The sequence below is a fragment of the Pseudomonas sp. PLB05 genome (assembly GCF_021106615.1).
In the GTDB taxonomy this organism is placed as follows: Bacteria; Pseudomonadota; Gammaproteobacteria; order Pseudomonadales; family Pseudomonadaceae; genus Chryseomonas; species Chryseomonas benzopyrenica.
On record NZ_JAJOHO010000002.1, the window covers coordinates 834,087 to 856,126 of the forward strand.

Genomic DNA, 22,040 nt, shown 5'->3' on the forward strand with positions numbered 1-22,040 from the left:
GGACGTTCGCTCCGTCCTTGCGGGCTCCGGGTTTCTCGGCGTGCTCTCGGCACCTGCAGTGGCCGTTCAATGGCAGATCGGCGCGGGGCTAACAGCCAGGCTGGGGCAGGGTCCAAGCCTTGGGGTACTCTGGGTCATCCCCTCGTGGAGCCGTGCGATGAAATCGCCTGCCGTGCTGTGTGCGCTTGTCCTTTCCGGCGTTTCCCTGTGGAGCGCCGGGCCCGCCTGGGCCGATAACAACTATCGCCTCGGTGGCGGCTATGTCACGCCCCCGGGGGGCGCCCAGCCACCACCGGTCATGCCCCCAGGCAATGCCGGACGCTGGCAGGGCGGCGGTCAGGGTGACTGGAATGGCGGCCCGCCCGGGCGGGGCGACGGTCCCGGGCGCGGCAATGGTCCGGCCATGGAGCGCTGGGAGCGCAACGACCCCCCACCACCGCGGCCGGGCTATCAGCCGGCCTGGCAGGATCGACCCGTCCCCGTGCCGCGTCCCGGCTACATGATGCCGGCGCCCGACCAGCCGGGTCGGAACTATCCGCCCCCGCCACCGCGTCCGCAGCGGGATCCGCACTGGGCCGGCCAGCGTCCGGGTTGGGGCGCCAATCCCCAGTGGCGACCGGGTTTCGAGGTGCCGGGCGTGCCGGCCGGCTTCACCCGCGTCTGGTACCGGGACAGCCAGTATTACTATGCCGACGGCTACTGGTATCGACCCCAGGGGCCGCGCTATGTGGTGACCCTGCCGCCGACTGGGGTGCGCGTCAGCGTTCTGCCGGCCTTTGCCGAGACCCTGTGGATGGGCGGCACCACCTACTACTTCGCCGCGGGCAGCTACTACCGCACCGATCCGGGCGGCGGCTTCGTCACCGTCGCCGATCCCAACGTGGCGGCCGTACCGACCACGACGGCAGCGCCGGCGGGAACGGGCTACGACGCCTATGACGTCACCGCCTATCCCTTGCAGGGGCAGTCGCCGCAGCGCTACGCCACGGATCGCTACGACTGTCGGCGCTACGCCGCCGGAGAGTCGGGCTTCGATCCCGAACGACCCGGCGCGGTCGCCGATCCCTACCTCACCCAGCGCTTCCGCCAGGCCTTGGCGGCCTGTCTGGCGGGGCGTGGCTATCGCGTGGAGTAGCTATCGCCTGGAGTAACGCTCAGTCGTTGGTCAGTTGCACCAGGGTGAACAGCCCGAAGGGCGGCACGCTGCTGCGACTGGCGCGGCGCAGGTCTTCGCGGGAGAGGATGGAGTCCATGGCGAAGTCCGGGTGCCAGCCAAGCTTGCGCGAGGCCGGTGCCAGGGCCTTTTCCGCCAGCAGCCGCAGACCGCTCTCGGCCTGGAAGTGATTGACCAGCAGGAGCTGACCGCCCGGCTTCACCACCCGGCGCATCTCCTGCATCAGCTTGCGCGGATTGGGCACCACGGAGGCCACGAACATGGCCACGGCGATATCGAAAGAGCCGGTGGGCAGCCCGGTGTCCTCGGCATTGGCTTCGAGCAGGGCGTCCACCGTGGTGATGGCGTCGCGGCTGACGCGCTCCCGGGCCTTGGCCAGCATGTCGGGCGAGAGATCGATGCCGGTGACGCGCTTGTCGGCGCTGTAGTGGGGCAGGGCCAGCCCCGTCCCTACCCCCACTTCCAGTACCCGGGTACCCGCCAGGGCGTTGACCGCCGCCACCGCGCGCTTGCGGCCGGGGGCGGAAACGCCGCCGAACACCCGGTCATAGACATTAGCCCAGCGCCGGTACGCGGAAATGATGGCCGCATTGTCCAGCGCGGAGTGTGGAGCTGAGGTGTCGGCAGTATTCAGCGAGTAATCGATTTTCTTCGAGTCGTGCATAGCGGCCTTGTCATTGTCGGTAGATGAAAGCAGCGGCGTTACGAAGCGAATTCGGCGCGGCGTCCGAGGGTGATAAGTGCGATCTATGAGTGGATAAAGGCGCTTCGCTATTTCGTCGTGCGGATTGAAAGATGGCCTGCCGCCTGACTGTCCACGGCCTGCAAGCCAGGCGTAGCGGCTGCTCCAGATAGGGTTGTTACCGTTTTAGAACAATCTAACGGTGTTTGGCTAGTTATGTCTGGTGTTATCTCGCCTGGATGAGAAGTTGGTGGTTTTAATTGTTTTTGATTGTTCGTTCTTTCAATTTAAATATCAGTTTATTATTTGTTCGTTCAATTAATGGACTTGACCAGTTACCCAGCGGCGCTCTTCCTGGCGCAGCTCCGGGTAGGAGAGAACGAGCACACCGCCGGGAGCGGCGGAAGGCGGGGAGGGTAGGGAAAGCCATGGTCAGCAGGCCGTGAGGCATCTCCATTAAAAGTCTTGCCTTTTCCAGAGCGTCAACCGATCAAGACCCGCGTTTCAGAGCATGCGAGCAAGCGACAGATGCTTAGATAGCATATTGATAGGTGGCTTTATTTACGTTATGCAAAGGAATCCGCCACGCTGCCATCACTCGTTTCGCTCATCTCCGCGCCGTCCAGTCATCCCGCCAAGATGGCCGAATATCCCGCTATTGCTGATTTACAGCCCGCTTGAGTGCAGCATCCTCGCCATTCCGTCACGCACAAGGCAGACCTGGCATGCAGAAGGCTGCGGGCTTCACTCTTACCGAATTGCTCATAGTCATGGCGCTGGTGGCGATTTTGGTCTCCATCGCAACCCCCGGCTTCGGCGCCATGACAAGAGCCAATCGCGTCCTCGTCGCCACGAATGAGCTGACTAATCTGCTCACCTATGCCCGGAGCGAAGCCCTGACCCGAGGTCTCAACGTCAGCGTCGAGGCTCCCGGTGTCAATAACTGGTCCGGGGCGCTCAAGGTCGCTACCGCCAGCACCACCGTGACCGGTGGCGTGGAAATCCTGAGGACCTTCGAGGGCACCGGCCTGGCGCCCAGCGGCCTCAACAGCACCGGGACCGCCACGCGCCTGACCTTCAGGCCCAACGGCACCCTGGCGAGTGCCTTCACCATCCGGCTCTGCGCCAGCAACGACAGGAGCACCCCGGGCAAGGTCCTTACCGTCACCCAGGGTGGCCATACCGAAGTGGCCGACTTCACACCGACATCGGTAAGCACCGGATGCAGTTGAGTCGCGAGTCTTCCCAGGCAGGCTTCAGCCTGATCGAGGTGCTGGTCAGCCTGGTGATTATCTGCATCGGCGTGCTGGGACTGGTGGCGCTGCAGTCGCGCAGCCTGGTGCTGTCCCAGGATGCCATCCAGCGCAACAACGCCATCATGCTGGCCGGCGACCTGCTGGAGCTGATGCGCAGCAATGCCGGGGCCGCGCTGGACGGCAAGGGTCGATTCAGCATCGACAGCCCCTATGCCAAGCCAGTCGCTGAGGACTTCGCCACCCGGGCCCTGGACGCGGCCGATGGCTCCTGCGCCACCCTCGCTCGCGGTCAGGGCGGGGAGGCCATCGCCGGCAAGGATCTCGCCTGCTGGCTGCAGCAGGTGCGGACGCTGCTGCCGGTCAGCGATGCCATCCTCAAGGCCAACTTCGCGGTATGCCCGACGCGCCAGCCGCCGCAGGTGGGCAGCGCCGCGCCCTATGCGGACCCCGATGCCTGCGTGTCACCCGATGCCTCCATGGTCATGATCGTCCTTGCCTGGCAGGACAATACCGGCAACAGCGCCGGCTGCAGTGGCGGCCTGTGCTTCTACACCCTGAGGGGCGCGTTATGAGGGCAGAGCGCGGCCTGTCCATCATCGAACTGATGGTAGCCCTGACCCTGAGCAGCTTTCTCATCCTGGCGGTGACCCAGCTGTACCTGAACAACAAGCGACACGCGCTGTTCCAGGAAGGCCAGGTCAGCAACGAGGAAAACGGCCGGACCGCCCTGCTGCTGCTCGACCAGCAACTGGCGCGCGCGGGCTTCCGGGCCAATCCGACCCTGCAGACGACGCTGGAGACCGCCTTTGCCGCGCGTCCCGCTGCCAACGGCTGTCCGGCGATGAGCAGCGGCCAGGTCATCGCCCTGACCGACGACAAGACCGGGCTGTGCCTGCGCTACCAGGGCGAGACCAAGGGCAGGGACAGCGACTGCCTGGGCAATCCCATCGCCGAAGATGCCAACGGTAACGGCACCGAGGTGCTGACCCGTATCAGCTACGTCGCCGATCCCAATGGCGCCCTTGGCCGCGGCACCCTGCAGTGCAGCGCCCAGGGCAGGCCGGCCCAGGTCATCGTCGCCGGCCTGGCGGATTTCGTCTGGTTCACACTGCCCACCCCCAGCCAGCCGAGTCAGGCCGTGCGCTATGCCGCGCTGTTTTCCAGTCGCGCCGTTCCCACCGAGGGTATGGCCAACGCCATGGCCGCCAACTGGAAGCCCCTCACCGGGCGCGAGTTGCCCGCGGGCGCCAGCACCCAGGTGCTGCAGATCGTCCAGGGCAGCGTCACCTTGCGGAATCTGATGCCATGACGTCCCGTTCACCCCGGAAGCAAGGGGGCGCGGTGCTGCTGATCGCCCTGGTCATGCTTCTGCTGCTCACCCTGCTGGCCGTTACCAGCATGCGCGAGACCACCTTGCAGAATCGGGTGGGTGGCAACGTCTCCGAACAGAAACGCGCCTACAACGCCGCCGAATCGGCGCTGCGCGAAGCCGAACGGCGGCTCAGCAGCCTGCGGGGGACCCTGGCCTTCGGCAATGCCAGCGGCGGCTTCGACTCCTGCACGACCAGTGCGAATGCTCTGGCGGCCACTGTCGAGAATCTGTGCATCCTCAGCGACAGCAAGGATCTGGACACCCAGGCCAAGGTCCAGGCCTGGGCCAAGGTCGCCCTGCAGACCCTGGACCCGGTACCAGGGGAAAACTCCGTGGGTTATCGCGGTTTCGATGGCCAATCCCGCTATCGCCTGGCGCCGCGCTGGGTGATCACTGCGATAGGCAGCTCCAGCAGCGAGCTCTACGACAGCACCTACTACTACCGCGTCACCGCCGTTGCACGCAGCGGTGGCGCACGCTTCCCGGTCATTCTGCAAAGCATCGTCAAGCTGGAGGTGCCATGAACCTTTCATCCCGTCTGGCGCTGCTAACCACGCTGCTTGCTTCCCTAAGCGCCAGCGCCAGCAACTTGAACATCAGCCAGCAACCGCTGTTCCTGAGTACCGGCGTCGACCCCAATATCATCGTCACGCTGGACAACTCCAACAGCATGAAGTGGGGCTTCATTCCGGACTCATTGGGCTACAGCGCCAATGGCCTGCGCACCACGCGGCGGGTCAAGTCGGCCGCCTTCAATGCGCTCTACTACAACCCGGCGGTGAGCTATGCCGTGCCGAAGAAGGTCACCTTCAGCAATGGGGTTCTGACGACCTCGGACTATCCGGTCAGTAGCGGCACCGGCTTCGATTTCACCCGGGTATACGTGAACGGCTTCCGACCTGGGGCCGGCACCGTGGATCTGAGCCGGGACTATCGCGTCGCCTGGGAGTACGACACCGCTCGTGGCCAGGATACCAACTACAACGCCGGGACCAATTACGGTGGAAACACTGGGGTCATCTATTACCTGGCGGAAAATCCTCAAGCGGACTTCTATGATCGGCGGAACGATAGAACCGAGACCGGGGTGCCTGCCTATTATTATCGGTTCAACAGCGACAATCCGAATTGCAGGACCTGGGACGATAGCTGTTACGCCTTGGTGAATCCCACTTCCGCGGCGGATCGGCAGAACTTCGCCATCTGGTATGCCTTCTATCGCAATCGCGCCCTGAGCATGCAGTCGTCGGCCAATCTGGCCTTCTCGCAATTTTCCAGCTCGGTGCGGCTGACCTGGCAGGACCTGAGCAACTGTACCATCCTGAACTCCGGCACCGACTGTGAAGGAATCAGCTACCGCGGCAGCAATCAGCTGCGCACCTTCGACGGCCAGGCGCGGGCCAATTTCTTCCGGTGGCTGGGCGATATCAACTTCAATACCGGCACGCCGCTGCGCAGTGCCCTGGATCGTGCCGGGCGTTTCCTGCAGAGCAGCGGCAAGGACGCGCCCTACGCCAAGGACCCCGGGGTGACCCAGAGTCCCGAATACGCCTGCCGCCCGAGTTATCAGATCATGATGACCGATGGTAAGTGGAACTCGGACACCATCGGGGCCGGTAACGTGGATGGCAGTGGGCAGACGCTCCCGGACGGCACCAGGTACTCGCCGCGGGCGCCTTTCACCGACAGCGCGAGCAACACCCTGGCCGACCTGGCGTTCAAGTACTGGGCGACCGATGCCCAGCCAGGCATCCCGAACCAGCTTTCGCCCTATGTCCGCGACGCCAGCAGCAACACCGATACCCAGTACTGGAATCCCAAGAACGATCCGGCGACCTGGCAGCATCTGGTCACCTATACCGTCGGCTTCGGCCTGAGTTCATCACTGACCAATCCGGCCTGGGGCGGCAGCACCTTCGCCGGCGGTTACAGCCCCACCATGAGCTGGCCCGCCGCCAGCAGCGACAGCGACAACAACGTCTATGACCTCTGGCACGCGGCGATCAACTCGCGCGGCGACTTCTTCAGCGCCGACGATGCCAATGGCCTGGTCGATTCCCTGAATCAGGTGGTCAATCGTATCGCCCAGACCAATACGGCCAGCGCCGGCCAGGCCTCGTCACCGCTGCTGGACAGCACCCAGAGCTCCAACTACAGCTATGTGCCCAGTTTCTCCAGCAGCGACTGGAGCGGCGATCTCGCCAAGCACCTGCGGACCTCGACGAGCACCAACAAGGTCTGGAGTGCCCAGAGTCGTCTGGATACGACCTATGGCGCGGGCGGCTTTGCCGCGCGCAAGGTGTACATGAACGTGGGCGGGGTGCGTCAGCCATTTATCTGGAGCAATCTGAGCGACGACCAGAAGGTGACACTGAACCGCAACGCCAACGGTACCCGCGACAGCTATGGCGAGGCCCGGGTCAATTACCTGCGTGGCGATCGCAGCAAGGAAAGCCAGACGGCCACGCCGGCCCTGCGCATCCGCAACCATCTGCTCGGCGACATCATCGATTCGACACCGGCGCTGGTCAGTACACCCAGCAGTCCCGCTGCCAGGATGAATGCGCTCGGCGCTGCCGGCAGCTACAGCGCCTTCCAGCAGAAATGGGCCAAGCGAGCCACGCGGATCTACGTCGGTGCCAACGACGGCATGCTGCATGCCTTCGACGACAATGGCGACGAGGCCTTTGCCTTCGTCCCCAGTGCGGTCATCCCCAATCTCTACAAGCTTACCGATCCGAGTTATACCAGCAGTACCCATCAGTTCTATGTCGATGGCGCGCCAGTGGTGCAGGATGTCTACTACGACAATGACTGGCATAGCGTGCTGATCGGCACCCTGAGAGGCGGTGATCGGGCGGTGTTCGCCCTGGACATCACCGATCCCGATAATCCCAGGGTTCTCTGGGAGCTCAGTGCCAGCGATCCGGATTTCAGCGAGCTCGGCCTGACCTACAGCCAGCCCGTGGTCGCTCGGCTGCACAGTGGCGATTGGGCGGTGCTGCTGGCCAACGGTTACAACGGTGCCAGTGACAAGGCGGTGCTCTATGCCCTGGACGTCAAGACCGGCAAGCGCCTCGCCGCGTTCACGCCCGAGCCCAAGGACGGTCTGACCACCCCCAATGGCCTGGCTGCGCCGACGGTGGCCGATGTCGATGGTGATCTGATCGCCGACTACGTTTACGCGGGCGACCTGCACGGCAATCTCTGGCGCTTCGACCTGATCGGCAGCGAGCTCAAGGCCAACGCCAGCGCGAGCGCCTTCAAGGTCGCCTTTGGCGGAGCGCCCCTGTATCGCGCCCGGGCGTCCCGCTACACCAGCGGCGACGCCAACCAGGTCCAGGCCATCACCGCGGCGCCGCGCCTGCTGCGGCATCCCTCGGGGATCGGCCATCTGCTGCTCTTTGGCACCGGCAAGTACCTGGAGACCGGCGATGCCACCGCCGTCACCGGCAAGGCCATGAGCCTGTATGGTATCTGGGATCGCCAGACGGCAGGCAAGGCTGCCGACAGCACCCCGACCCTGACCACGGCCAATCTGCAGGTGCAGACCCTGGGCAGTGACACTCAACTCACCTATACCAGTACGGCCCAGGTTTCGATCACCACGACGGCCAATACCCTGAGCACCAATGCGGTGGACTGGTACAGCGACAGCACCAGGACCGGCAAGTACGGCTGGTACCTCAATCTGCCGTCGACGGGGGAGATGATCGTCACCAAGCCGCTCTACCTGGCCGATACCCTGCTCGCTGCAGCCCTGGTGCCCAATGACAATCCTTGCGATTCGGGCGCGGTTACCTATCTTTATGCAGTGGATCCCTACACGGGTGGCGGGACCGATCACCTGCAACTGGGCAGTCAGCTCCGCTACGCCCGTCTGCAGATGGCCGGACTGCTGAGCGGACTGAACGCCTTTGTGTATGGCGATGGTCCTATCAGTGTGGGCGGTACCATCCTGCCAGGCAGTGTTGATAAGTCGAAGCCTGATAAGGTGCCGCCCGGTTCAGACGTTGGACTGGCCGGACTGCGCGAACGGCAGACCTGGCGTACCTTCTCCAATCAGAATCCCGATCCCTGAGGTAGCGATGCGAGCACGAGGCTTTACCCTGATCGAGCTGATGATCGTCGTGGCGATCGTCGGCATCCTGGCGGCCATCGCCTATCCCAGCTATCAGAACTACGTACTGCGCTCCAACCGCAGCGAGGGTCAGGCCCTGCTCAACGAGGCGGCAGCGCGGATGGAGCGTTTCTATGCGCAGAACAATGCCTATCCCACCAGCGTGGCCAATCTGAACATCGTCAACAACAGGACGCCGGCGGGCAGCCAGACGGTGACCTCGACCAGCGGCTACTACCAGTTGAGTGCCGCCATCTATGCCGCCAACAGCGCGGACTACGCTAGCAACGGTCCCTATCTGCTGACCGCTACCCGCAGTGGTACCCAGACCCGCGACACGGTGTGTGGCGATCTCACCCTCAATGCCCAGGGCGTGAAAGGGGTCAAGGGTTCCGGCAATGCTGCCGACTGCTGGCGCTAATCCTCCCGTCCCTGTACCAGGCCGGCATCCCGGGCCTGTTCCACGCGATAGCCGCCAAAGCCCAGGGTGACCCTCTGGGTGGCGTCGGGCTTGCCGGCGTCGCGGGCTTCGTGTTCGACCACCAGGCGGTTGAGGCGGTTGAGCAGGTGCATGGATTCGTCGTAGGCGGTGCGATAGAGACTCAGGGTCGAGTCCTGGGTCAGGTTGTGGCCGTAGACCACGTGAAAGGTGAAGTCTGGTGCGGCGCGGTCCTGTAAATAGAGGCGCTCGAAGCCGGCCAGCAGGTCGCCGGTGAAGTGGGCCAGCAGCCGCCCCGCGCCTTCCTGGCTCTCGGTGCCGCGCAGCAGCGAGCGGGGCGTGAGCACCACGCGATCTTCCTCGTCGAGACGGGCGTACCCCTTGCGCAGCCATTCATCCAGCACGGTGCGGGCGCGGACGTCGCTGCCGACGCTGGCGACCAGGGCGTCGAAACTCTGTTCGCCGCCGCGCCGCTGGGTGCGGGGGAGGGGGCGCAGATTGCCCTCGGCATCGAGCAGATCCAGTCGTGAGGTCCAGGCGCTGAGCACCTGCCATTCCAGGCTGGGCGTGCAGGGGGTGCGTTCCGGGCTGGCTTCGCGCAGAGCGCGGACCTCGCGGCGCGGCAGGCCGGTCAGCACCGAGATGCGACTGTCGGAATTGGGCTTGTCGCGCAGCGGTTCGAAATCCTGGGCGACCTCGAAATAGGTCTGGCGCAGCAGGCGATCAAAGGTCTGGTAGGTCACGCCGGAGGCGATGGCGATCCGTACCAGCCGGCCGATGAGGCTGCGCAGAAGCAAGGGAACCTTGGTGGAAAGCATGGGGGACTCGATGCGGCAGACGCCCGCCCATCTTCGCGGGGCCTTGGGTCCCCGTCAAACCAGCCAGTCATAAAGTGTCGCGGACGCCGCTCAGGCTGTCGTCCGCGGGGCAAGGCACTGCCTAGCCGGGTGTGCCCGATTCGGTCTCGCCGGCCACGTCCGGGTCGTCCGGAAACTCCTCCGGCTCCATGTCGGCATAAGGCAGCTCTTCGGGTGGCGGGGTATTGCTGGGGTTGTCGTAGGTCTTCTGGTCGGCGTCGCTCATGGTGGGCTCCTGGGTGGGTGGTGGAGATATCGAACCCCCCTGGGCGGGGCCGTTCCCGAGCACCCCGTCGAGCGCGACCTTGTGTCGGCTGAGTGGCAATGGCCGAACGCCGTTAGCGCGATAGCGGTCCATTGGCTGACCGTCTCATCCGAATGACGGCATCCGAGGAGTCTCGTGATGACCACGCCTACCGCTGTCCATCCGCTGCCGTTCCAGCCCGCCTTCGAACAGGTGCCGGATGATGAAGCCGACACCGTTCGCGAGATGGTCGCAGCCATGAGAGACATCACCGAGACCACCTATGCCAATGGTGGTCATGCCATCCGCAGCGTGCACGCCAAGAGTCATGGTCTGCTCACCGGCCAGGTGACGGTGCTGGATGGTCTGCCGCCGGCCTATGCCAGGGCGCCTTCGCCACCCCGGGCAGCTATGCCGCGGTGCTGAGATTCTCTACCAACCCCGGCGACATCCTGGCCGACAGCGTTTCCACCCCGCGTGGCCTGGCGCTCAAGCTGATCGGCGTGCCGGGCGAGCGCCGGCCTGGCAGCGAAGGACAGGTGACCCAGGATTTCGTCATGCAGAACGCCCAGGCCTTTACCGCGCCGGATCCCAAGACCTTTCTCAAGACGCTCAAGCTGCTGACCAAGACCACCGGCCGCGGCGAGGGCCTGAAGAAGGTGGCGTCGGCGGTGCTGCGCGGCGCTGAGAAGGTGGTGGAGGCCCTTGGCGGCGAGAGTCCGACGCTGAAGAGCCTGGGTGGCCACCCGGAGACCCATCCGCTCGGCGAGACCTTCTACACCATGGTGCCCTTTCTCTACGGCCCCTATTTCGCCAAGCTCAGCGTGGTGCCGGTGGCGCCGGAGCTGACCGCCCTGACCGATGCCGCGGTGGAGGTCAACGGCAAGCCCGACGGCCTGCGCGAAGCGGTCAACGCCCATTTCGCCCAGCACGGCGGGGTCTGGGAGATCCGCGTGCAACTGGGGGTAGACATCGATCTGACGCCGATCGAGGACGCCTCGGTGGTCTGGCCGGAAGACCTGACCCCCTATGTGACCGTGGCGCGCCTGGAGGTCCAGCCGCAACCGGCCTGGAACGAGGCACGCTCGCGCGAGGTGGACGACGCCATGGTGTTCAGCCCCTGGCACGGTCTGGCCGCGCATCGTCCCCTTGGCGGCATCATGAGATCGCGGCAGCCGGCCTACGAGATGTCTTCGCAGTTTCGCAGCGAGCGCAACGGCTGCCCGTTGCACCATCCGCGCGGACCGGTGGAGTTGTAGGCGAGGCTCAGTTGAGCGTGGCGAGTTCGGCGTCGTCGAGTTCGCGGGCGCGTATCGCGGCTGGGCGGCTTACCAGCCCGGCCACATAGCGCTCGAAGTGCGGACGCTTTTCGATAGTGCCAAAGGCCATGCCCCAGGCGAGATGGGCGCCGACGTAGACATCGGCCGCGGTGAAGCGGTCGTCCACCAGGTATTCACCCGGGGCCAGGGCGGCCTCCAGGGTGTCGAGTACCTCGGCGAGACTGCCGTAGCCCACCGCGCCGCGTTTCTGCGGATCCTCGGGCAGGACCACGCCCAGGGCCTGGTTGGTGGCGGCGGCCTCCAGCGGGCCGGCGGCAAAGAACAGCCAGCGGTAGTAGGCACCGCGCGCCGGATCGTTGAGGGGTGGTGCGAGACCGGCGGCGGGAAAGGCGTCGGCGAGATAGGCGCAGATGGCCGCCGTCTCGGTCACCACGGCGGCACCATGGCGCAGCGCCGGTACCTTGCCCATGGGATTGATGGCGCGATAGGCCGGGGATTTCATCGCCGGCCCGTAGTCGACCCGCTGCACTTCATAGGGCTGTCCGAGCTCCTCCAGCAGCCAGCGCACGATGCGTCCGCGCGACATGGGATGGGTATAGAGCACAGGCCGGTCGAACATGGTGTAACTTCCTTGAGTTGTCGTACCCCTTAGCATAGGTAGGCCCTGCTCCAGCGTCCATTCACGGGAGAGCCGGTACCCTTCTGCTAGACTGGTAAACCTTTACCAGCCGTTTCACAGGACTCCCGTGCCCTCATCCTTCGCTTCCCTGCCGCTGGCCGAGGCCATGCAGGCCAATCTGGCCGAACTCGGCTACCTGAGCATGACGCCCATCCAGGCGGCCAGCCTGCCCATCATCCTCAAGGGCCAGGATCTCATCGCCCAGGCCAAGACCGGCTCGGGCAAGACGGCGGCCTTTGGCATCGGCCTGTTGACGGGGCTCAACCCGCGCTATTTCGGCTGTCAGGCCCTGGTCCTCTGTCCGACCCGCGAGCTGGCGGATCAGGTGGCCCGCGAACTGCGGCGCCTGGCGCGCACCACGCCCAACCTGAAGATCCTGACCCTGTGCGGCGGCATGCCGCTGGGGCCGCAGATCGCCTCACTGGAGCACGGCGCCCAGGTGATCGTCGGCACCCCGGGGCGGGTGCAGGAACACCTGCGCAAGGGCACCCTGGTGCTGGACGGTCTCAACGTCGCGGTGCTCGACGAAGCCGATCGCATGCTCGACATGGGCTTCATCGACGCCATCGCCGACATCCTTCGGCAGACCCCGGCGCGGCGGCAGACGCTGCTGTTTTCCGCGACCTACCCGGAAGGCATCGAGCGCCTGGCCGAGGATTATCTGCGCGCGCCGCTGCGCATCAGCGTCGAAAGTCAGCACAGCGAGACCCAGATCCGTCAGCGCTTCTACGAGATCGCCGCCCAGGATCGCCTGGCTGCCGTGGTGCGCCTGCTCAGGCACCATCGCCCGGCCAGCGCCGTGGCCTTCTGCCAGACCCGCCAGCAGTGCCAGGAGGTGGTCGAGGCGCTGCACGCCCAGCGCATCTCCGCCGCTGCCCTGCATGGCGACCTGGAGCAGCGCGAGCGGGACCAGGTGCTGGCGATGTTCGCCAACCGCAGTCTCTGCGTGCTGGTGGCCACCGACGTGGCGGCCCGTGGCATCGACGTGGCCGGTCTGGAAGCCGTGATCAACGTGGAGCTGTCTCGCGATCCGGCGGTGCACGTGCATCGCATCGGCCGCAGCGGTCGCGCCGGTGAACAGGGCTTGGCGCTGTCGCTGGTGGCACCGGCCGAGGCCAGCCGCGCCCAGGCCATCGAGGTACAGCAGGGTTCGCCGCTGGATTGGCAGCCGCTGGGTGCCCTGCGCGACACCCCGGAGCCGCTGGTGCCGACCATGCACACCCTGGCCCTGGCGGCGGGCAAGAAGGACAAGCTGCGCCCCGGCGACATCCTTGGCGCCCTGACCGGCGACGCCGGCCTGCCCGGTGCCAAGATCGGCAAGATCACCCTGTTCGACAACCAGGCCTTCGTCGCCGTGGAACGCGATATCGCCCGCCAGGCGCTGCAGCGGCTGAGCGAAGGCAAGATCAAGGGGCGATCGATCAAGGTGCGGATGTTGTAGGTTGATCTATCGCGGCCATGGGCCGCTCCTACAGGTATCCAACCTATCCGTAGGAGCGGCCCATGGCCGCGATAGTGGCGTAGGTTGGGTTGAGCGTAGCGAAGCCCAACGGTGCCCCATCGCACCTAAGTGCAGGCTAACCCTCGATCCCCATCCGCCGCCTGGCGCGATGCGAGGAGCCATTGCGCACCGCCCAACGCAGCACCGGCGCGGTGACGCTAATTCCGGTACGAATCAGCCGTTTTTGCAGCGGGCCCTGGTGGAAACCGAGCTCTTCGCTGGCCCAGGTGGGCAGCAGGTCGATGCCGGCCTGCATCATCAGGGACCCGAAGGGTTTGGCCAGGGCGCTGGGTGCAGGCGCCTGCAGCAACACCCGGCAGACCTCGCGACTGCGTTCGTCGCAGACCAGCTGGGGACGGATCCCCTGGTAGTAGGCGGCGATCTCCGCCCGTGAACGGGGGACGTCGGTCGCCCCCAGGCGTTCGGCGACCAGGGCGATCTCGGCGTAGTAGCGGTCCTGTTCGGCGCCCGGCAACTGGGGATCGAAATAGCGTAGGTAGGCCGCGAGGAAATGACTGACCTCGGCCACGTGCACCCAGGTCAGCAGCGCCGGGTCTTCGGCGCTGTAGGGGCGGCCATCGGCGGCCTGGCCGCGGATATGACGGTGGATGGCCTGGACCCGGGCGATCAGCCGCTCGGCGTCGCCGCGACCGCCAAAGGTGGTGGCGGCGATGAACTGACCAGTGCGCCGCAAGCGGCCGAGCATGTCTTCGCGAAACTTCGAATGGTCCCAGACCCCGGCCAGGGCCAGAGGGTGCAGCGTCTGCATCAGCAGGGCGGCGATGCCGCCGATCAGCATGCAGGTGAAGTCGCTGTGCACCCGCCAGGGAACGCTGCCCGGTCCGAACAGCCCGGGATCGCCCGGTGGCTGCTCGTAATCGACCTCGCCCAGGGACAGTCCGGTCAGGCTCATCACCTGCCGCTCGATACGCTCGCGGATCAGCTCCATGGGCTAGTGTGGCAGCAGGTAGAGGGCGGCGTACTGCAGCAGCATGATGGTCTTGCCGTCTAGCAGTCGACCGTCGCGGGCCATGGCGAGGGCCTCGTCGAAAGGCAATTCCAGCAGCTCGATGTCCTCGCCTTCCTCGTGCAGTCCGCCACCGTCGGCGATGCGCTGATCGGCGCGGTATTCACCGGCGAAGAAGTGCAGCAACTCGGTCACCGAGCCGGGACTCATGAAGGCGTCGAACAGGTGCTGAACGTTGTCCAGGCGGTAACCGGTCTCTTCCTCGACCTCGGCCTTGATACGCGCTTCGGGCGCGGCCGCGTCGAGCAGGCCGGCGGGGGTCTCCACCAGCAGGCCGTCGTCCAGGCCGTTGCCCAGGGTGGGCAGGCGGAACTGACGGATCAGCAGCACGGTGCGTCTGTCGCGGTCGTAGAGCAGGATGGTGGCGCCGTTGCCGCGGTCGTAGGTCTCCCGGGTCTGGCGTTGCCAGCTGCCGTCGCGGCGCAGGTAGTCGAAGGTGGTCTTCTTCAGCAGGCCCCAGTCAGCGGAAAGGGTCTCGACCTGCTGGATGCGAAAGCGGGGGGTGTCGGGCATGGGGGCTCGTCTGGACAGGAGGCTTCGGGCCACGGTAGCAGAAGCGGTGCCTTTTTTGAGGCACGCACCGTGACCCCGGGTTCCGCCCAGCCGCGAGAACGGCTGGCCCCCGACGTTTAGAACCAGCGGTCGTTCTTCTTCCTGCCCCGCGTCATGGACGGCAGGATCAGCCCGGCCAGCAGGCCCGCGCCAGCGATGCTGCCGCCATAGACCATGTACTGCATCAGCGCCTGCTTGTTCTCGTTGCCAAGCTTGGCCTGGGTGCTGCGCAGTTCCGACTGGGCCTGGGTGAGCTGGGCGTCGAGGTCCTTGCGGCGGCTCTCCAGTTCGTCGATCTGCTGCTTGCGCGAATCCAGGGTCTCCTGCATCCCCTGGACGCGATTCTTCCAGCTGTCGTCGATGGTCTTGAGCTGGCCGCTCAGCTCGGCCACCTGCTGTTCCAGCTGCGGCAGGCGCTCGGCCTGGCCGGGCTTGTCCTGCAGGTCGCTGTTGGGAATCCAGACGGTGCTGCCGCCTTCGCCGCGCACCTGGCTGTAGTCGCCCTGGGTGCTGATCAGCTCGACCTTCTGCCCGGACTTGAGGGTGCCGACGATGCGATAGCCATCGGTGGGACCACTGCGGACATAGGTGGTCAGGCTGTCGCTGACCCAGCGGGCATTGCCTTCCTGGGCCACGGCGGTGCCGGCCAGGGAGGCGAGGGAGGCGGCCAGGCAGAGGCCGAGATGCGGTAGGCGGGACAACAGGCGAGAAGGGGACATGGGCATGATCGGGTCTGTATGCATGAGCTGAAAAGATGAAGGCCGTGGTGAACAGGCCGGATTATTGTGGGGCAGTACCCTAGCAAGCTGCCGCGATCTATCCGCCAACCCGTAGCGCCCTCTGTTCGAGACGGTGAAGCAGTTCAAGCTTTGGCGGCGGAAAGCGACGGCCAGTGTCATCTTGCCGCCATGTACTGGGCAGCGGAAGGCGCAAAGCCGTTCAGAATCTTGCGGTGCTTCAGAGGCGGTGGAGCAGATCCAGGCTCAAGGCCGCGAGTGCGCCCAGACCGGCGCAGCCAAAGGCCAGCGCCTTGCCCCACCAGCGTTTCCAGGCGATGGCACCGGCGACCATGCCTACTCCGCAGAGCAGGAGGCCGGACTTGAGATAGAAGTCGGACCAGGCGAGCAGCTGATCGATGAAGTCGAAGAGGTCTTGGAATTCCTGCGGCATGGGGGGCCTCCTGGCGCGTTGGCGCTATTGAGTCGCCGGGGCCGTGGTCGTTCCCTGGCAATCCCCGGCCAGCAGCCGTTCCGCTGAGCCGAAATCGCCCGGCTGGCTGCCCGCGCGTCCGGCCAGCAGCAGGAACTGGCGACCGGCGTCCTGGCTCGGCAGCGCCACCACCGCCAGTGACAGGCGCGGATCCGGCAGTGGATAGGGCGGCTGGCTGGCCAGGACCTGGAAGAAGTCCGTGGCCTGCAACTGGGTTTCGCTCAGGCGCTGCGCCTGATAGCGACTGTCCGCCAGCGCCACTGGCAGGGCGCGCCAGTGTTCATCGATGTCTGGCGCCAGCTGCCACAGCTGTTGGCGCAACTCGGGCCGCAGGCAGGCGAGGTGCACATGCAATTGATCCTGGCTGCGCCCGCTGGGGGCATTGAGGGCGAGGGCGATCCGCTCATCCGCCACGGGTGCCTGGCCCCAGGCGCTCAGATACCAGCGCTGGCGCCAGGCCAGGCCGAACCAATTGGGTTGGCCTGGCTGCCAGAGCGCCGGACTCTCCAGCCCGCGCAGGGGGCGTAGGGGCACCAGGATGAAATGCTGACGCTCGCCGGGCGCACGCAGCATGGCGAAGCCGGGATCCTCCACCACCTGGCGACAGGGCGCCGCCAGGCCAGTGAGCCGGGCATTGGGCACACAGAGTGCCGTCGTGACCTGGCGCAGCAGCTCGCGGTTGGAGCAGCCCGTCAGCGCCAATCCCAGCATCAGCAGCGACAGCAGATGCCAGCACGACGGACGGACGCTGGACGGCAGCGAACATCTGCGCGAGCTTCGCTTCCAATGGGTATCAAGGCAACGCAGCTGGGAGTCAGCCATGGCCAATGGGTGGGCCGGAGACGGCGCGGTTCAGGAACAGATCGACAGCACGGTGGACGATGCGGTGCAGCGCGCCCGCAGTCGTCTGCATCGAGGCGCGAGCCTCACCCACTGCGAGGAGTGCGGCGACGCCATCCCCGAGGCGCGCCGCCAGGCGGTCCCGGGTGTACACCTGTGCATCCGCTGCCAGTCCGAGCAGGACGCCGAAGACCAGCGCGCCGGCGGCTACAACCGGCGGGCGAGCAAGGACAGTCAGTTGCGCTAGGGGCGGATCGGCATTCAGCCGCGCCGACACCCGGCCATCCTCCGCTCGCCACTGGCGCAGCTGCATACCAGCGTTGGCGAGCATCAGGGTGCGGCCGGTATCCGCAGGCCGCGTTGCACCGCCGGGCGGGCGAGGAAGGCGTCGAGGGCGCGACGGGCCTCGGGAAAGTCTTGGAAGCCGACCAGGTCGGCCACCTGGTAGACCTCCAGCAGAGCGCGGATCCAGAGGAAGGTTGCGATGTCGACGAGGCTGTAGTCCGCGCCCAGGATCCAGGCGCGGCCCTTGAGCTGGCCATCCAGTACGCCGAGCAGGCGCCGGGCTTCGGCCACATAGCGCTCGCGGGGCCGCGGGTCTTCGATGTCCTTGCCGGCAAAGGTGGTGAAGAAGCCGAGCTGGCCGAACATCGGACCGATACCCCCCATCTGGAACATCAGCCACTGGATGGCCTGGTAGCGCCGGGCCGGATCCTCGGGCAGCAGGCGCCCGGTCTTTTCCGCGAGATAGAGCAGGATGGCGCCGGACTCGAACAGGCCCAGGGGTTCGCCACCGGGGCCGTCGGGGTCGAGGAGGGCGGGGATCTTGTTGTTGGGGCTCAGCGAAAGAAATTCCGCGGTGTGCTGATCGTCCTGGTCGAAGTCGATGCGATGCACCTCATAGGGCAGGCCGAGCTCCTCCAGCAGGATGGCGACCTTGACGCCGTTGGGCGTGGGCAGCGAGTAGAGCTGCAGGCGCTCGGGATGCCGGGCGGGCCAGCGGTGGGTGATGGAAAGCGGGACAGATCGGCCATGGTGGACTCCGGAAAGGGGCGGCTCTGAGTGAGACCGGCCGGCGCGGCCCGGGTTGCCAGGCCTCCAGCGAAGCGGAACTTAGCGCGCTGCCTACCTCTCCATCTGAGACGTATCCGCCTTCAGCCCGCACCGAGGATTTTCCATGCTTCCCCACAGCCAGCAGGGCAGCGGTTCGCCCACCTTCGTGCTCATGCACTTTCTCGGCGGCTCCCACCGCACCTGGTTTCCCACCGTGCCCTATCTAGATGGCAAACATCGCTGCGTGGCGCTCAATACGCCAGGCTTTGGCGATGCCGCCGAGGTCGAGGGCTACAGCGTGGCGGAGATGGCCGATCAGGTGGATGCCAGCATCCGCGCCTTGGGTCTGGACCGTTGCATCCTGGTCGGCCATTCGATGACCGGCAAGGTGGCTGTGGTGCTGGCGGCGCGGCGGCCGGAGTATTTGGTCGGCCTTATCCTGGTGGCGCCTTCGCCGCCCGGGCCGCAACCCATGAGCGAGGCGGACCGCGATGCCCAGCGCGCCTATGGCAAGAGCCGGGCGGAGGCCGAGGCCTTCGTCGACGAATCCAGTGCCCATCGCCTGCCGGATCCCATTCGCGAGGTGGTGATCGCTGACGCCCAGCGGCTGAATCTTCAGGCCTGGCGTGCCTGGGTCGATCACGGCAGTCGTGAAGACTGGAGCGATCGGATCGAGACCCTGGACTATCCGGTGCTGCTGGTCTGCGGCGCCGATGACCAGCAGGTGCCCGGTCCGGACGAACAGCGCCGGACCACCCTGGCGGCCTTTCCCAATAGCCGACTGGAGGTGATTCCCGGTGCCGGTCACCTGATGCCGCTGCAAACGCCCCAGGCCCTGGCGCGGTTGATGCTCGATTTCGCCCGGAAGCTCTGATCCATGGATTCGTTGACTCAGGCCGTACTCGGCGCCACCGTCCAGACCGCGCTGTTGGGTCGTTGGCAGGGCCGCCGCGCCCTTCTCTATGGCGCGGCTCTGGGCACCCTGCCGGATCTCGATGTGGTCATCGACTACGGCAACGCCGTCAACGAGATGACCTACCACCGCGGCTTCAGCCATTCGCTGTTCGTGCTGACCGGGGTGGCCCTGTTGCTGACCTGGCTGTGCGGGCGCTGGCGCGATCCGGGTTACAGCCAGCGACGACTGTTCCTGACCCTCTGGCTGGTGCTCATCACCCATCCGCTGCTGGATGCCTTCACCACCTACGGTACCCAGTTGTTCTGGCCACTGCCGACCACTCCGGTGGCCTGGTCCAGCGTCTTCATCATCGATCCGCTCTATACCCTGCCATTGTTGCTGGCAGTGCTGGCTGGCCTGGTGCTCGGCCCCCGGGACAGAACGCCACGGCTGGCCGTGGCGGCCTTGCTGCTCTCCACGACCTACCTGGGCTGGACCCTGGCGGCCAAGTATTCCGCGGAGCGCCAGGTGCGCCAGGTGCTGGCGGCCCAGGGGCAGGCGGACGCGCGCCTGTTCAGCGCACCCCTGCCGTTCACCAGTCTGCTCTGGCGGGTCATGGTGGACGATGGCCCCGAGCGCTACCGGGAAACCTGGGTCGGGCTGTTCGACGACCATCCGCCGCAGCTGGTGCCGCTGCCGCGGGGCGGCGAACTGGCGCCAATTCTTGCCGATTCCCCGGCCGAGGAGCGGCTGCGCTGGTTCACCGACGACTGGCTGAGGTACGACCGCCTGGGCGATGACCTGGTGGTGACCGATCTGCGCCTGGGCGCCACCGGCTACCACAGCTTTCGCTTCGTGCTGGCTCAGCGCGAGGCGAGTGGCTGGCGACTGGTGGCCGAACCTTCGTTGTGGCCGCGGGAGCGAGGCGGTCGCGAACAGCTGGCGGTGGTCTGGCGCAGACTCTGGCATCCGGAGCTGCCGGCACCGGTGGCGGACTGGGCGGCGCGGCTGTCGCGGCTGCCGGACTGACGCCAGGCGTCCAGCAGCACCCGCCACCAGGGGCGATGGGCTTCGTGCAATGCCGTCAGCCGATCCAGGCCAATATCGGCCAGTTCTTCGTCCGACAGCTCCAGCAGGCTGCGGCGAGTGCTCAGCTGGCGTTGGAACAGCAGCCAGCAACCGCTGGCGCGGGTTTGATCGTGCAGGCTTGGGTTTCTGGGCATGGCGGCTCTCCTGGGCTGTCTCCATGCTCCGCCGTCGGCACCTTCAGCGGCAGATCCAGGGCGGTCGGTTGTCCGCCATACAGCCGCCTTACAGCGGGCAGCTGTATGGTGATTGGCATGGCCATCTGTATGGCGCGCGATTCCTGTCTGCGCCGCTATAGTCCGGGCATGAATCGCTATCAGCTGTTGGCCGATGCCCTCGGCCGCCGTATCGAACAGGGCCTCTATCGACCGGGCGAACGCCTGCCGTCGGTACGGGCCCTGGCCCAGGAGCACGGGGTGAGCCTGGCCACGGTGCAGCAGGCCTATCGGCTGCTGGAGGATCGCGGCCTGGTCGAGCCACGGCCCAAGTCCGGCTACTTCGTCCGCCTGGAAAGACGCGTCATCGAGTTGCCGCGGGTGACCCGACCGGCGCGTTGGCCAGTGGAGGTCTCCGGCTGGGAACCGGTGCGCGAACTGATGACCTCCACCCCCGACTCGGTGCGGGTGCAACTCGGTCGTGGCCTGCCGGATACCGAGGCGCCGACCCTGGCGCCCTTGCTCGCCGGCATGGCGCGGCTGGCCCGGCGACCGGGCAATGCCGGGCTGTCCTACGACAGCATCCAGGGCGTGGCGGCCTTGCGCGAGCAGGTCGCACGCCTGCAATTGGATGCCGGCTGCGTGCTCACCGCCGATGACATCGTCATCACCAGCGGTGCCCACGAAGCCCTGGCTACGGCCTTGCGCGCCACCTGCCAGGAGGGCGACATCGTCGCGGTGGATTCGCCGACCTTTCACGGGGTGATGCAGACCCTCAAGGGGCAGGGCCTCAAGGCACTGGAGATCCCCACCGATCCGCGCACCGGCATCAGCCTGCCGGCGCTGGAACTGGCCCTGGAGCAATGGCCGGTGCGCGCCATCCAACTCACCCCCAGCTGCAACAACCCCCTGGGTTACTGCATGCCCGAGGCCAACAAGCGTCAGCTGGTGGCCCTGGCGCGCAAGCACGACCTGGCGGTGATCGAAGACGACGTCTACGGCGATCTGCTCTATGGCTATCCGCGGGCGCGGGCGCTCAAGGCCTTCGACGAAGACGACCGGGTGGTGCTCTGCAGTTCCTTCTCCAAGACCCTGGCACCCGGGCTCAGGGTCGGCTGGGTGGCGCCCGGGCGCTATGCCGAGCGCATCCTGCACCTCAAGTACATTGGCACCGGCTGCACCGCGCCCCAGCCGCAGCTGGCCATCGCCGAATTCATCGCCGCTGGCCACTACACGGCCCATGTCCGGCGGATGCGTGCCCAGTACCAGCGCAATCGCGACCTGATGAGCGCCTGGGTGCAGCGCTACTTTCCGGCCGGCACCCGGGTCAGCCAGCCCCAGGGCAGCTTCCTGCTCTGGGTGGAGTTGCCCGAGGCCTGCGACAGCCACAGACTCAATCGCGAATTGCTCGCCCAGAGCGTCCAGATCGCCTGTGGCAGCATCTTTTCCGCCTCGGGCAAGTACCGCAACTGCGTGCGGCTGAACTATGCCCAGGCCCAGCGCCCGGGGATCGAGGAGGGGGTACGGCGCGTCGGTGAAACGGCTTGTCGGCTACTCGACGAGGCGCTGGCGCGGTCGGCGGCGGTGCCGGTCTAGCCGACCCTGGCGTACAGCGCGAA

At 66.2% G+C, this 22,040-nt stretch carries 22 protein-coding genes and 2 pseudogenes; 13 read left to right on the forward strand and 11 right to left on the reverse strand.

Annotation, left to right across the window (positions count from 1 at the left end; all coding sequences use genetic code 11):
- Window positions 1-157: 157 nt before the first annotated feature.
- Entirely contained in the window at window positions 158-1,135 is a 978-nt protein-coding gene (locus LRS53_RS10535) for a DUF6515 family protein (RefSeq protein WP_231355838.1), read from the forward strand.
- A gap of 19 nt (window positions 1,136-1,154) precedes the next feature.
- Here LRS53_RS10535 and LRS53_RS10540 read toward each other — a convergent pair whose 3' ends face one another.
- Window positions 1,155-1,838 carry a class I SAM-dependent methyltransferase gene (locus LRS53_RS10540; RefSeq protein ID WP_231355839.1) on the reverse strand — a complete coding sequence of 228 codons (684 nt, stop codon included), beginning with the start codon at window positions 1,836-1,838 and terminating at the stop codon, window positions 1,155-1,157.
- A 743-nt stretch (window positions 1,839-2,581) separates the two neighbouring features.
- Between LRS53_RS10540 and LRS53_RS10545 the strand changes: the two genes are divergently transcribed.
- Genes LRS53_RS10545 through LRS53_RS10570 form a run of 6 tightly spaced genes read left to right on the forward strand, consistent with a single transcriptional unit; the run spans window position 2,582 to window position 9,025 of the window.
- A complete protein-coding gene (locus LRS53_RS10545; protein ID WP_231355840.1) occupies window positions 2,582-3,088 on the forward strand; it encodes a GspH/FimT family pseudopilin in 507 nt (168 codons plus the stop codon).
- Window positions 3,079-3,684: a type IV pilus modification protein PilV gene (gene pilV / locus LRS53_RS10550; RefSeq protein ID WP_231355841.1), complete on the forward strand. Its 606-nt coding sequence runs from the start codon at window positions 3,079-3,081 to the stop codon at window positions 3,682-3,684. The genes LRS53_RS10545 and pilV overlap by 10 nt, the downstream gene beginning before the upstream one ends.
- Window positions 3,681-4,421 (forward strand): PilW family protein, encoded by a 741-nt coding sequence (locus tag LRS53_RS10555; protein WP_231355842.1) that lies wholly within the window; start codon window positions 3,681-3,683, stop codon window positions 4,419-4,421. Before pilV ends, LRS53_RS10555 begins: the two co-directional genes overlap by 4 nt.
- Window positions 4,418-5,008 (forward strand): pilus assembly PilX family protein, encoded by a 591-nt coding sequence (locus tag LRS53_RS23620; RefSeq protein WP_269216687.1) that lies wholly within the window; start codon window positions 4,418-4,420, stop codon window positions 5,006-5,008. Before LRS53_RS10555 ends, LRS53_RS23620 begins: the two co-directional genes overlap by 4 nt.
- Window positions 5,005-8,565 carry a pilus assembly protein gene (locus LRS53_RS10565; protein ID WP_231355843.1) on the forward strand — a complete coding sequence of 1,187 codons (3,561 nt, stop codon included), beginning with the start codon at window positions 5,005-5,007 and terminating at the stop codon, window positions 8,563-8,565. The genes LRS53_RS23620 and LRS53_RS10565 overlap by 4 nt, the downstream gene beginning before the upstream one ends.
- A 7-nt stretch (window positions 8,566-8,572) precedes the next feature.
- Window positions 8,573-9,025 carry a type IV pilin protein gene (locus LRS53_RS10570; RefSeq protein WP_231355844.1) on the forward strand — a complete coding sequence of 151 codons (453 nt, stop codon included), beginning with the start codon at window positions 8,573-8,575 and terminating at the stop codon, window positions 9,023-9,025.
- On the opposite strand, the gene LRS53_RS10575 is transcribed toward LRS53_RS10570, so the two are convergent.
- Together LRS53_RS10575 and LRS53_RS10580 are read right to left on the reverse strand one after the other, a co-directional pair.
- On the reverse strand, window positions 9,022-9,861 hold the full coding sequence (locus LRS53_RS10575; protein ID WP_231355845.1) for a DUF6502 family protein: 840 nt from the start codon (window positions 9,859-9,861) through the stop codon (window positions 9,022-9,024). The two genes, LRS53_RS10570 and LRS53_RS10575, sit on opposite strands and share 4 nt — an antisense overlap.
- A gap of 121 nt (window positions 9,862-9,982) precedes the next feature.
- Window positions 9,983-10,126 carry a hypothetical protein gene (locus LRS53_RS10580; protein ID WP_017642700.1) on the reverse strand — a complete coding sequence of 48 codons (144 nt, stop codon included), beginning with the start codon at window positions 10,124-10,126 and terminating at the stop codon, window positions 9,983-9,985.
- Window positions 10,127-10,303: 177 nt separating this feature from the next.
- Here LRS53_RS10580 and LRS53_RS10585 point away from each other — a divergent pair.
- Window positions 10,304-11,403: pseudogene (locus LRS53_RS10585) on the forward strand (catalase family protein).
- A 7-nt stretch (window positions 11,404-11,410) separates the two neighbouring features.
- On the opposite strand, the gene LRS53_RS10590 reads toward LRS53_RS10585, so the two are convergent.
- Window positions 11,411-12,043, reverse strand: coding sequence for a glutathione S-transferase family protein (locus LRS53_RS10590; RefSeq protein WP_231355846.1), 633 nt, complete (start codon window positions 12,041-12,043; stop codon window positions 11,411-11,413).
- Between the two features lie 127 nt (window positions 12,044-12,170).
- Here LRS53_RS10590 and dbpA point away from each other — a divergent pair, with 127 nt between their 5' ends.
- Window positions 12,171-13,544, forward strand: a complete 1,374-nt coding sequence (dbpA, locus tag LRS53_RS10595) for an ATP-dependent RNA helicase DbpA (protein ID WP_017642696.1) — start codon at window positions 12,171-12,173, stop codon at window positions 13,542-13,544.
- Between the two features lie 136 nt (window positions 13,545-13,680).
- Here dbpA and LRS53_RS10600 read toward each other — a convergent pair whose 3' ends face one another.
- The 5 genes from LRS53_RS10600 to LRS53_RS10620 form a co-directional block, all read right to left on the reverse strand.
- Window positions 13,681-14,553, reverse strand: a complete 873-nt coding sequence (locus LRS53_RS10600; protein ID WP_231355847.1) for an oxygenase MpaB family protein — start codon at window positions 14,551-14,553, stop codon at window positions 13,681-13,683.
- Between the two features lie 3 nt (window positions 14,554-14,556).
- Window positions 14,557-15,144 (reverse strand): NUDIX domain-containing protein, encoded by a 588-nt coding sequence (locus LRS53_RS10605; RefSeq protein ID WP_231355848.1) that lies wholly within the window; start codon window positions 15,142-15,144, stop codon window positions 14,557-14,559.
- 116 nt (window positions 15,145-15,260) lie between these two features.
- On the reverse strand, window positions 15,261-15,902 hold the full coding sequence (locus LRS53_RS10610; protein WP_017642693.1) for a TIGR04211 family SH3 domain-containing protein: 642 nt from the start codon (window positions 15,900-15,902) through the stop codon (window positions 15,261-15,263).
- 238 nt (window positions 15,903-16,140) lie between these two features.
- Window positions 16,141-16,353 (reverse strand): hypothetical protein, encoded by a 213-nt coding sequence (locus LRS53_RS10615; RefSeq protein ID WP_007161022.1) that lies wholly within the window; start codon window positions 16,351-16,353, stop codon window positions 16,141-16,143.
- Window positions 16,354-16,377: 24 nt separating this feature from the next.
- Window positions 16,378-17,214 (reverse strand): CDP-diacylglycerol diphosphatase, encoded by an 837-nt coding sequence (locus LRS53_RS10620; protein ID WP_231355849.1) that lies wholly within the window; start codon window positions 17,212-17,214, stop codon window positions 16,378-16,380.
- On the opposite strand from LRS53_RS10620, the gene LRS53_RS10625 reads away from it, so the two are divergent.
- Complete coding sequence (locus tag LRS53_RS10625; RefSeq protein WP_017642690.1) at window positions 17,213-17,479, forward strand: DksA/TraR family C4-type zinc finger protein; 267 nt, start codon at window positions 17,213-17,215, stop codon at window positions 17,477-17,479. The two genes, LRS53_RS10620 and LRS53_RS10625, sit on opposite strands and share 2 nt — an antisense overlap.
- Window positions 17,480-17,562: 83 nt before the next feature.
- On the opposite strand, the gene LRS53_RS10630 is transcribed toward LRS53_RS10625, so the two are convergent.
- Window positions 17,563-18,243, reverse strand: coding sequence for a glutathione S-transferase N-terminal domain-containing protein (locus LRS53_RS10630; RefSeq protein WP_231356120.1), 681 nt, complete (start codon window positions 18,241-18,243; stop codon window positions 17,563-17,565).
- A gap of 166 nt (window positions 18,244-18,409) precedes the next feature.
- On the opposite strand from LRS53_RS10630, the gene LRS53_RS10635 reads away from it, so the two are divergent.
- Both LRS53_RS10635 and LRS53_RS10640 read left to right on the forward strand, forming a co-directional pair.
- Window positions 18,410-19,159 (forward strand): alpha/beta fold hydrolase, encoded by a 750-nt coding sequence (locus LRS53_RS10635; protein WP_231355850.1) that lies wholly within the window; start codon window positions 18,410-18,412, stop codon window positions 19,157-19,159.
- A gap of 3 nt (window positions 19,160-19,162) precedes the next feature.
- Window positions 19,163-20,209, forward strand: a complete 1,047-nt coding sequence (locus LRS53_RS10640; RefSeq protein WP_231355851.1) for a metal-dependent hydrolase — start codon at window positions 19,163-19,165, stop codon at window positions 20,207-20,209.
- 86 nt (window positions 20,210-20,295) lie between these two features.
- On the opposite strand, the pseudogene LRS53_RS23880 reads toward LRS53_RS10640, so the two are convergent.
- A pseudogene (locus tag LRS53_RS23880) lies at window positions 20,296-20,403 on the reverse strand (hypothetical protein); the annotation flags it as partial.
- A gap of 168 nt (window positions 20,404-20,571) precedes the next feature.
- Here LRS53_RS23880 and LRS53_RS10645 point away from each other — a divergent pair.
- Window positions 20,572-22,017 carry an aminotransferase-like domain-containing protein gene (locus LRS53_RS10645; RefSeq protein ID WP_231356121.1) on the forward strand — a complete coding sequence of 482 codons (1,446 nt, stop codon included), beginning with the start codon at window positions 20,572-20,574 and terminating at the stop codon, window positions 22,015-22,017.
- Window positions 22,018-22,040 lie beyond the last annotated feature (23 nt).

What these genes read in the sequence shown, in the direction of transcription:
- LRS53_RS10535 (WP_231355838.1), top strand. Translation starts at nt 158, where the DNA reads ATGAAATCGCCTGCCGTGCTGTGTGCGCTTGTCCTTTCCGGCGTTTCC.
- LRS53_RS10540 (WP_231355839.1), bottom strand. Translation starts at nt 1,838, where the DNA reads ATGCACGACTCGAAGAAAATCGATTACTCGCTGAATACTGCCGACACC.
- LRS53_RS10545 (WP_231355840.1), top strand. Translation starts at nt 2,582, where the DNA reads ATGCAGAAGGCTGCGGGCTTCACTCTTACCGAATTGCTCATAGTCATG.
- pilV (WP_231355841.1), top strand. Translation starts at nt 3,079, where the DNA reads ATGCAGTTGAGTCGCGAGTCTTCCCAGGCAGGCTTCAGCCTGATCGAG.
- LRS53_RS10555 (WP_231355842.1), top strand. Translation starts at nt 3,681, where the DNA reads ATGAGGGCAGAGCGCGGCCTGTCCATCATCGAACTGATGGTAGCCCTG.
- LRS53_RS23620 (WP_269216687.1), top strand. Translation starts at nt 4,418, where the DNA reads ATGACGTCCCGTTCACCCCGGAAGCAAGGGGGCGCGGTGCTGCTGATC.
- LRS53_RS10565 (WP_231355843.1), top strand. Translation starts at nt 5,005, where the DNA reads ATGAACCTTTCATCCCGTCTGGCGCTGCTAACCACGCTGCTTGCTTCC.
- LRS53_RS10570 (WP_231355844.1), top strand. Translation starts at nt 8,573, where the DNA reads ATGCGAGCACGAGGCTTTACCCTGATCGAGCTGATGATCGTCGTGGCG.
- LRS53_RS10575 (WP_231355845.1), bottom strand. Translation starts at nt 9,861, where the DNA reads ATGCTTTCCACCAAGGTTCCCTTGCTTCTGCGCAGCCTCATCGGCCGG.
- LRS53_RS10580 (WP_017642700.1), bottom strand. Translation starts at nt 10,126, where the DNA reads ATGAGCGACGCCGACCAGAAGACCTACGACAACCCCAGCAATACCCCG.
- LRS53_RS10590 (WP_231355846.1), bottom strand. Translation starts at nt 12,043, where the DNA reads ATGTTCGACCGGCCTGTGCTCTATACCCATCCCATGTCGCGCGGACGC.
- LRS53_RS10600 (WP_231355847.1), bottom strand. Translation starts at nt 14,553, where the DNA reads ATGGAGCTGATCCGCGAGCGTATCGAGCGGCAGGTGATGAGCCTGACC.
- LRS53_RS10605 (WP_231355848.1), bottom strand. Translation starts at nt 15,144, where the DNA reads ATGCCCGACACCCCCCGCTTTCGCATCCAGCAGGTCGAGACCCTTTCC.
- LRS53_RS10610 (WP_017642693.1), bottom strand. Translation starts at nt 15,902, where the DNA reads ATGTCCCCTTCTCGCCTGTTGTCCCGCCTACCGCATCTCGGCCTCTGC.
- LRS53_RS10615 (WP_007161022.1), bottom strand. Translation starts at nt 16,353, where the DNA reads ATGCCGCAGGAATTCCAAGACCTCTTCGACTTCATCGATCAGCTGCTC.
- LRS53_RS10625 (WP_017642690.1), top strand. Translation starts at nt 17,213, where the DNA reads ATGGCCAATGGGTGGGCCGGAGACGGCGCGGTTCAGGAACAGATCGAC.
- LRS53_RS10620 (WP_231355849.1), bottom strand. Translation starts at nt 17,214, where the DNA reads ATGGCTGACTCCCAGCTGCGTTGCCTTGATACCCATTGGAAGCGAAGC.
- LRS53_RS10635 (WP_231355850.1), top strand. Translation starts at nt 18,410, where the DNA reads ATGCTTCCCCACAGCCAGCAGGGCAGCGGTTCGCCCACCTTCGTGCTC.
- LRS53_RS10640 (WP_231355851.1), top strand. Translation starts at nt 19,163, where the DNA reads ATGGATTCGTTGACTCAGGCCGTACTCGGCGCCACCGTCCAGACCGCG.
- LRS53_RS10645 (WP_231356121.1), top strand. Translation starts at nt 20,572, where the DNA reads ATGAATCGCTATCAGCTGTTGGCCGATGCCCTCGGCCGCCGTATCGAA.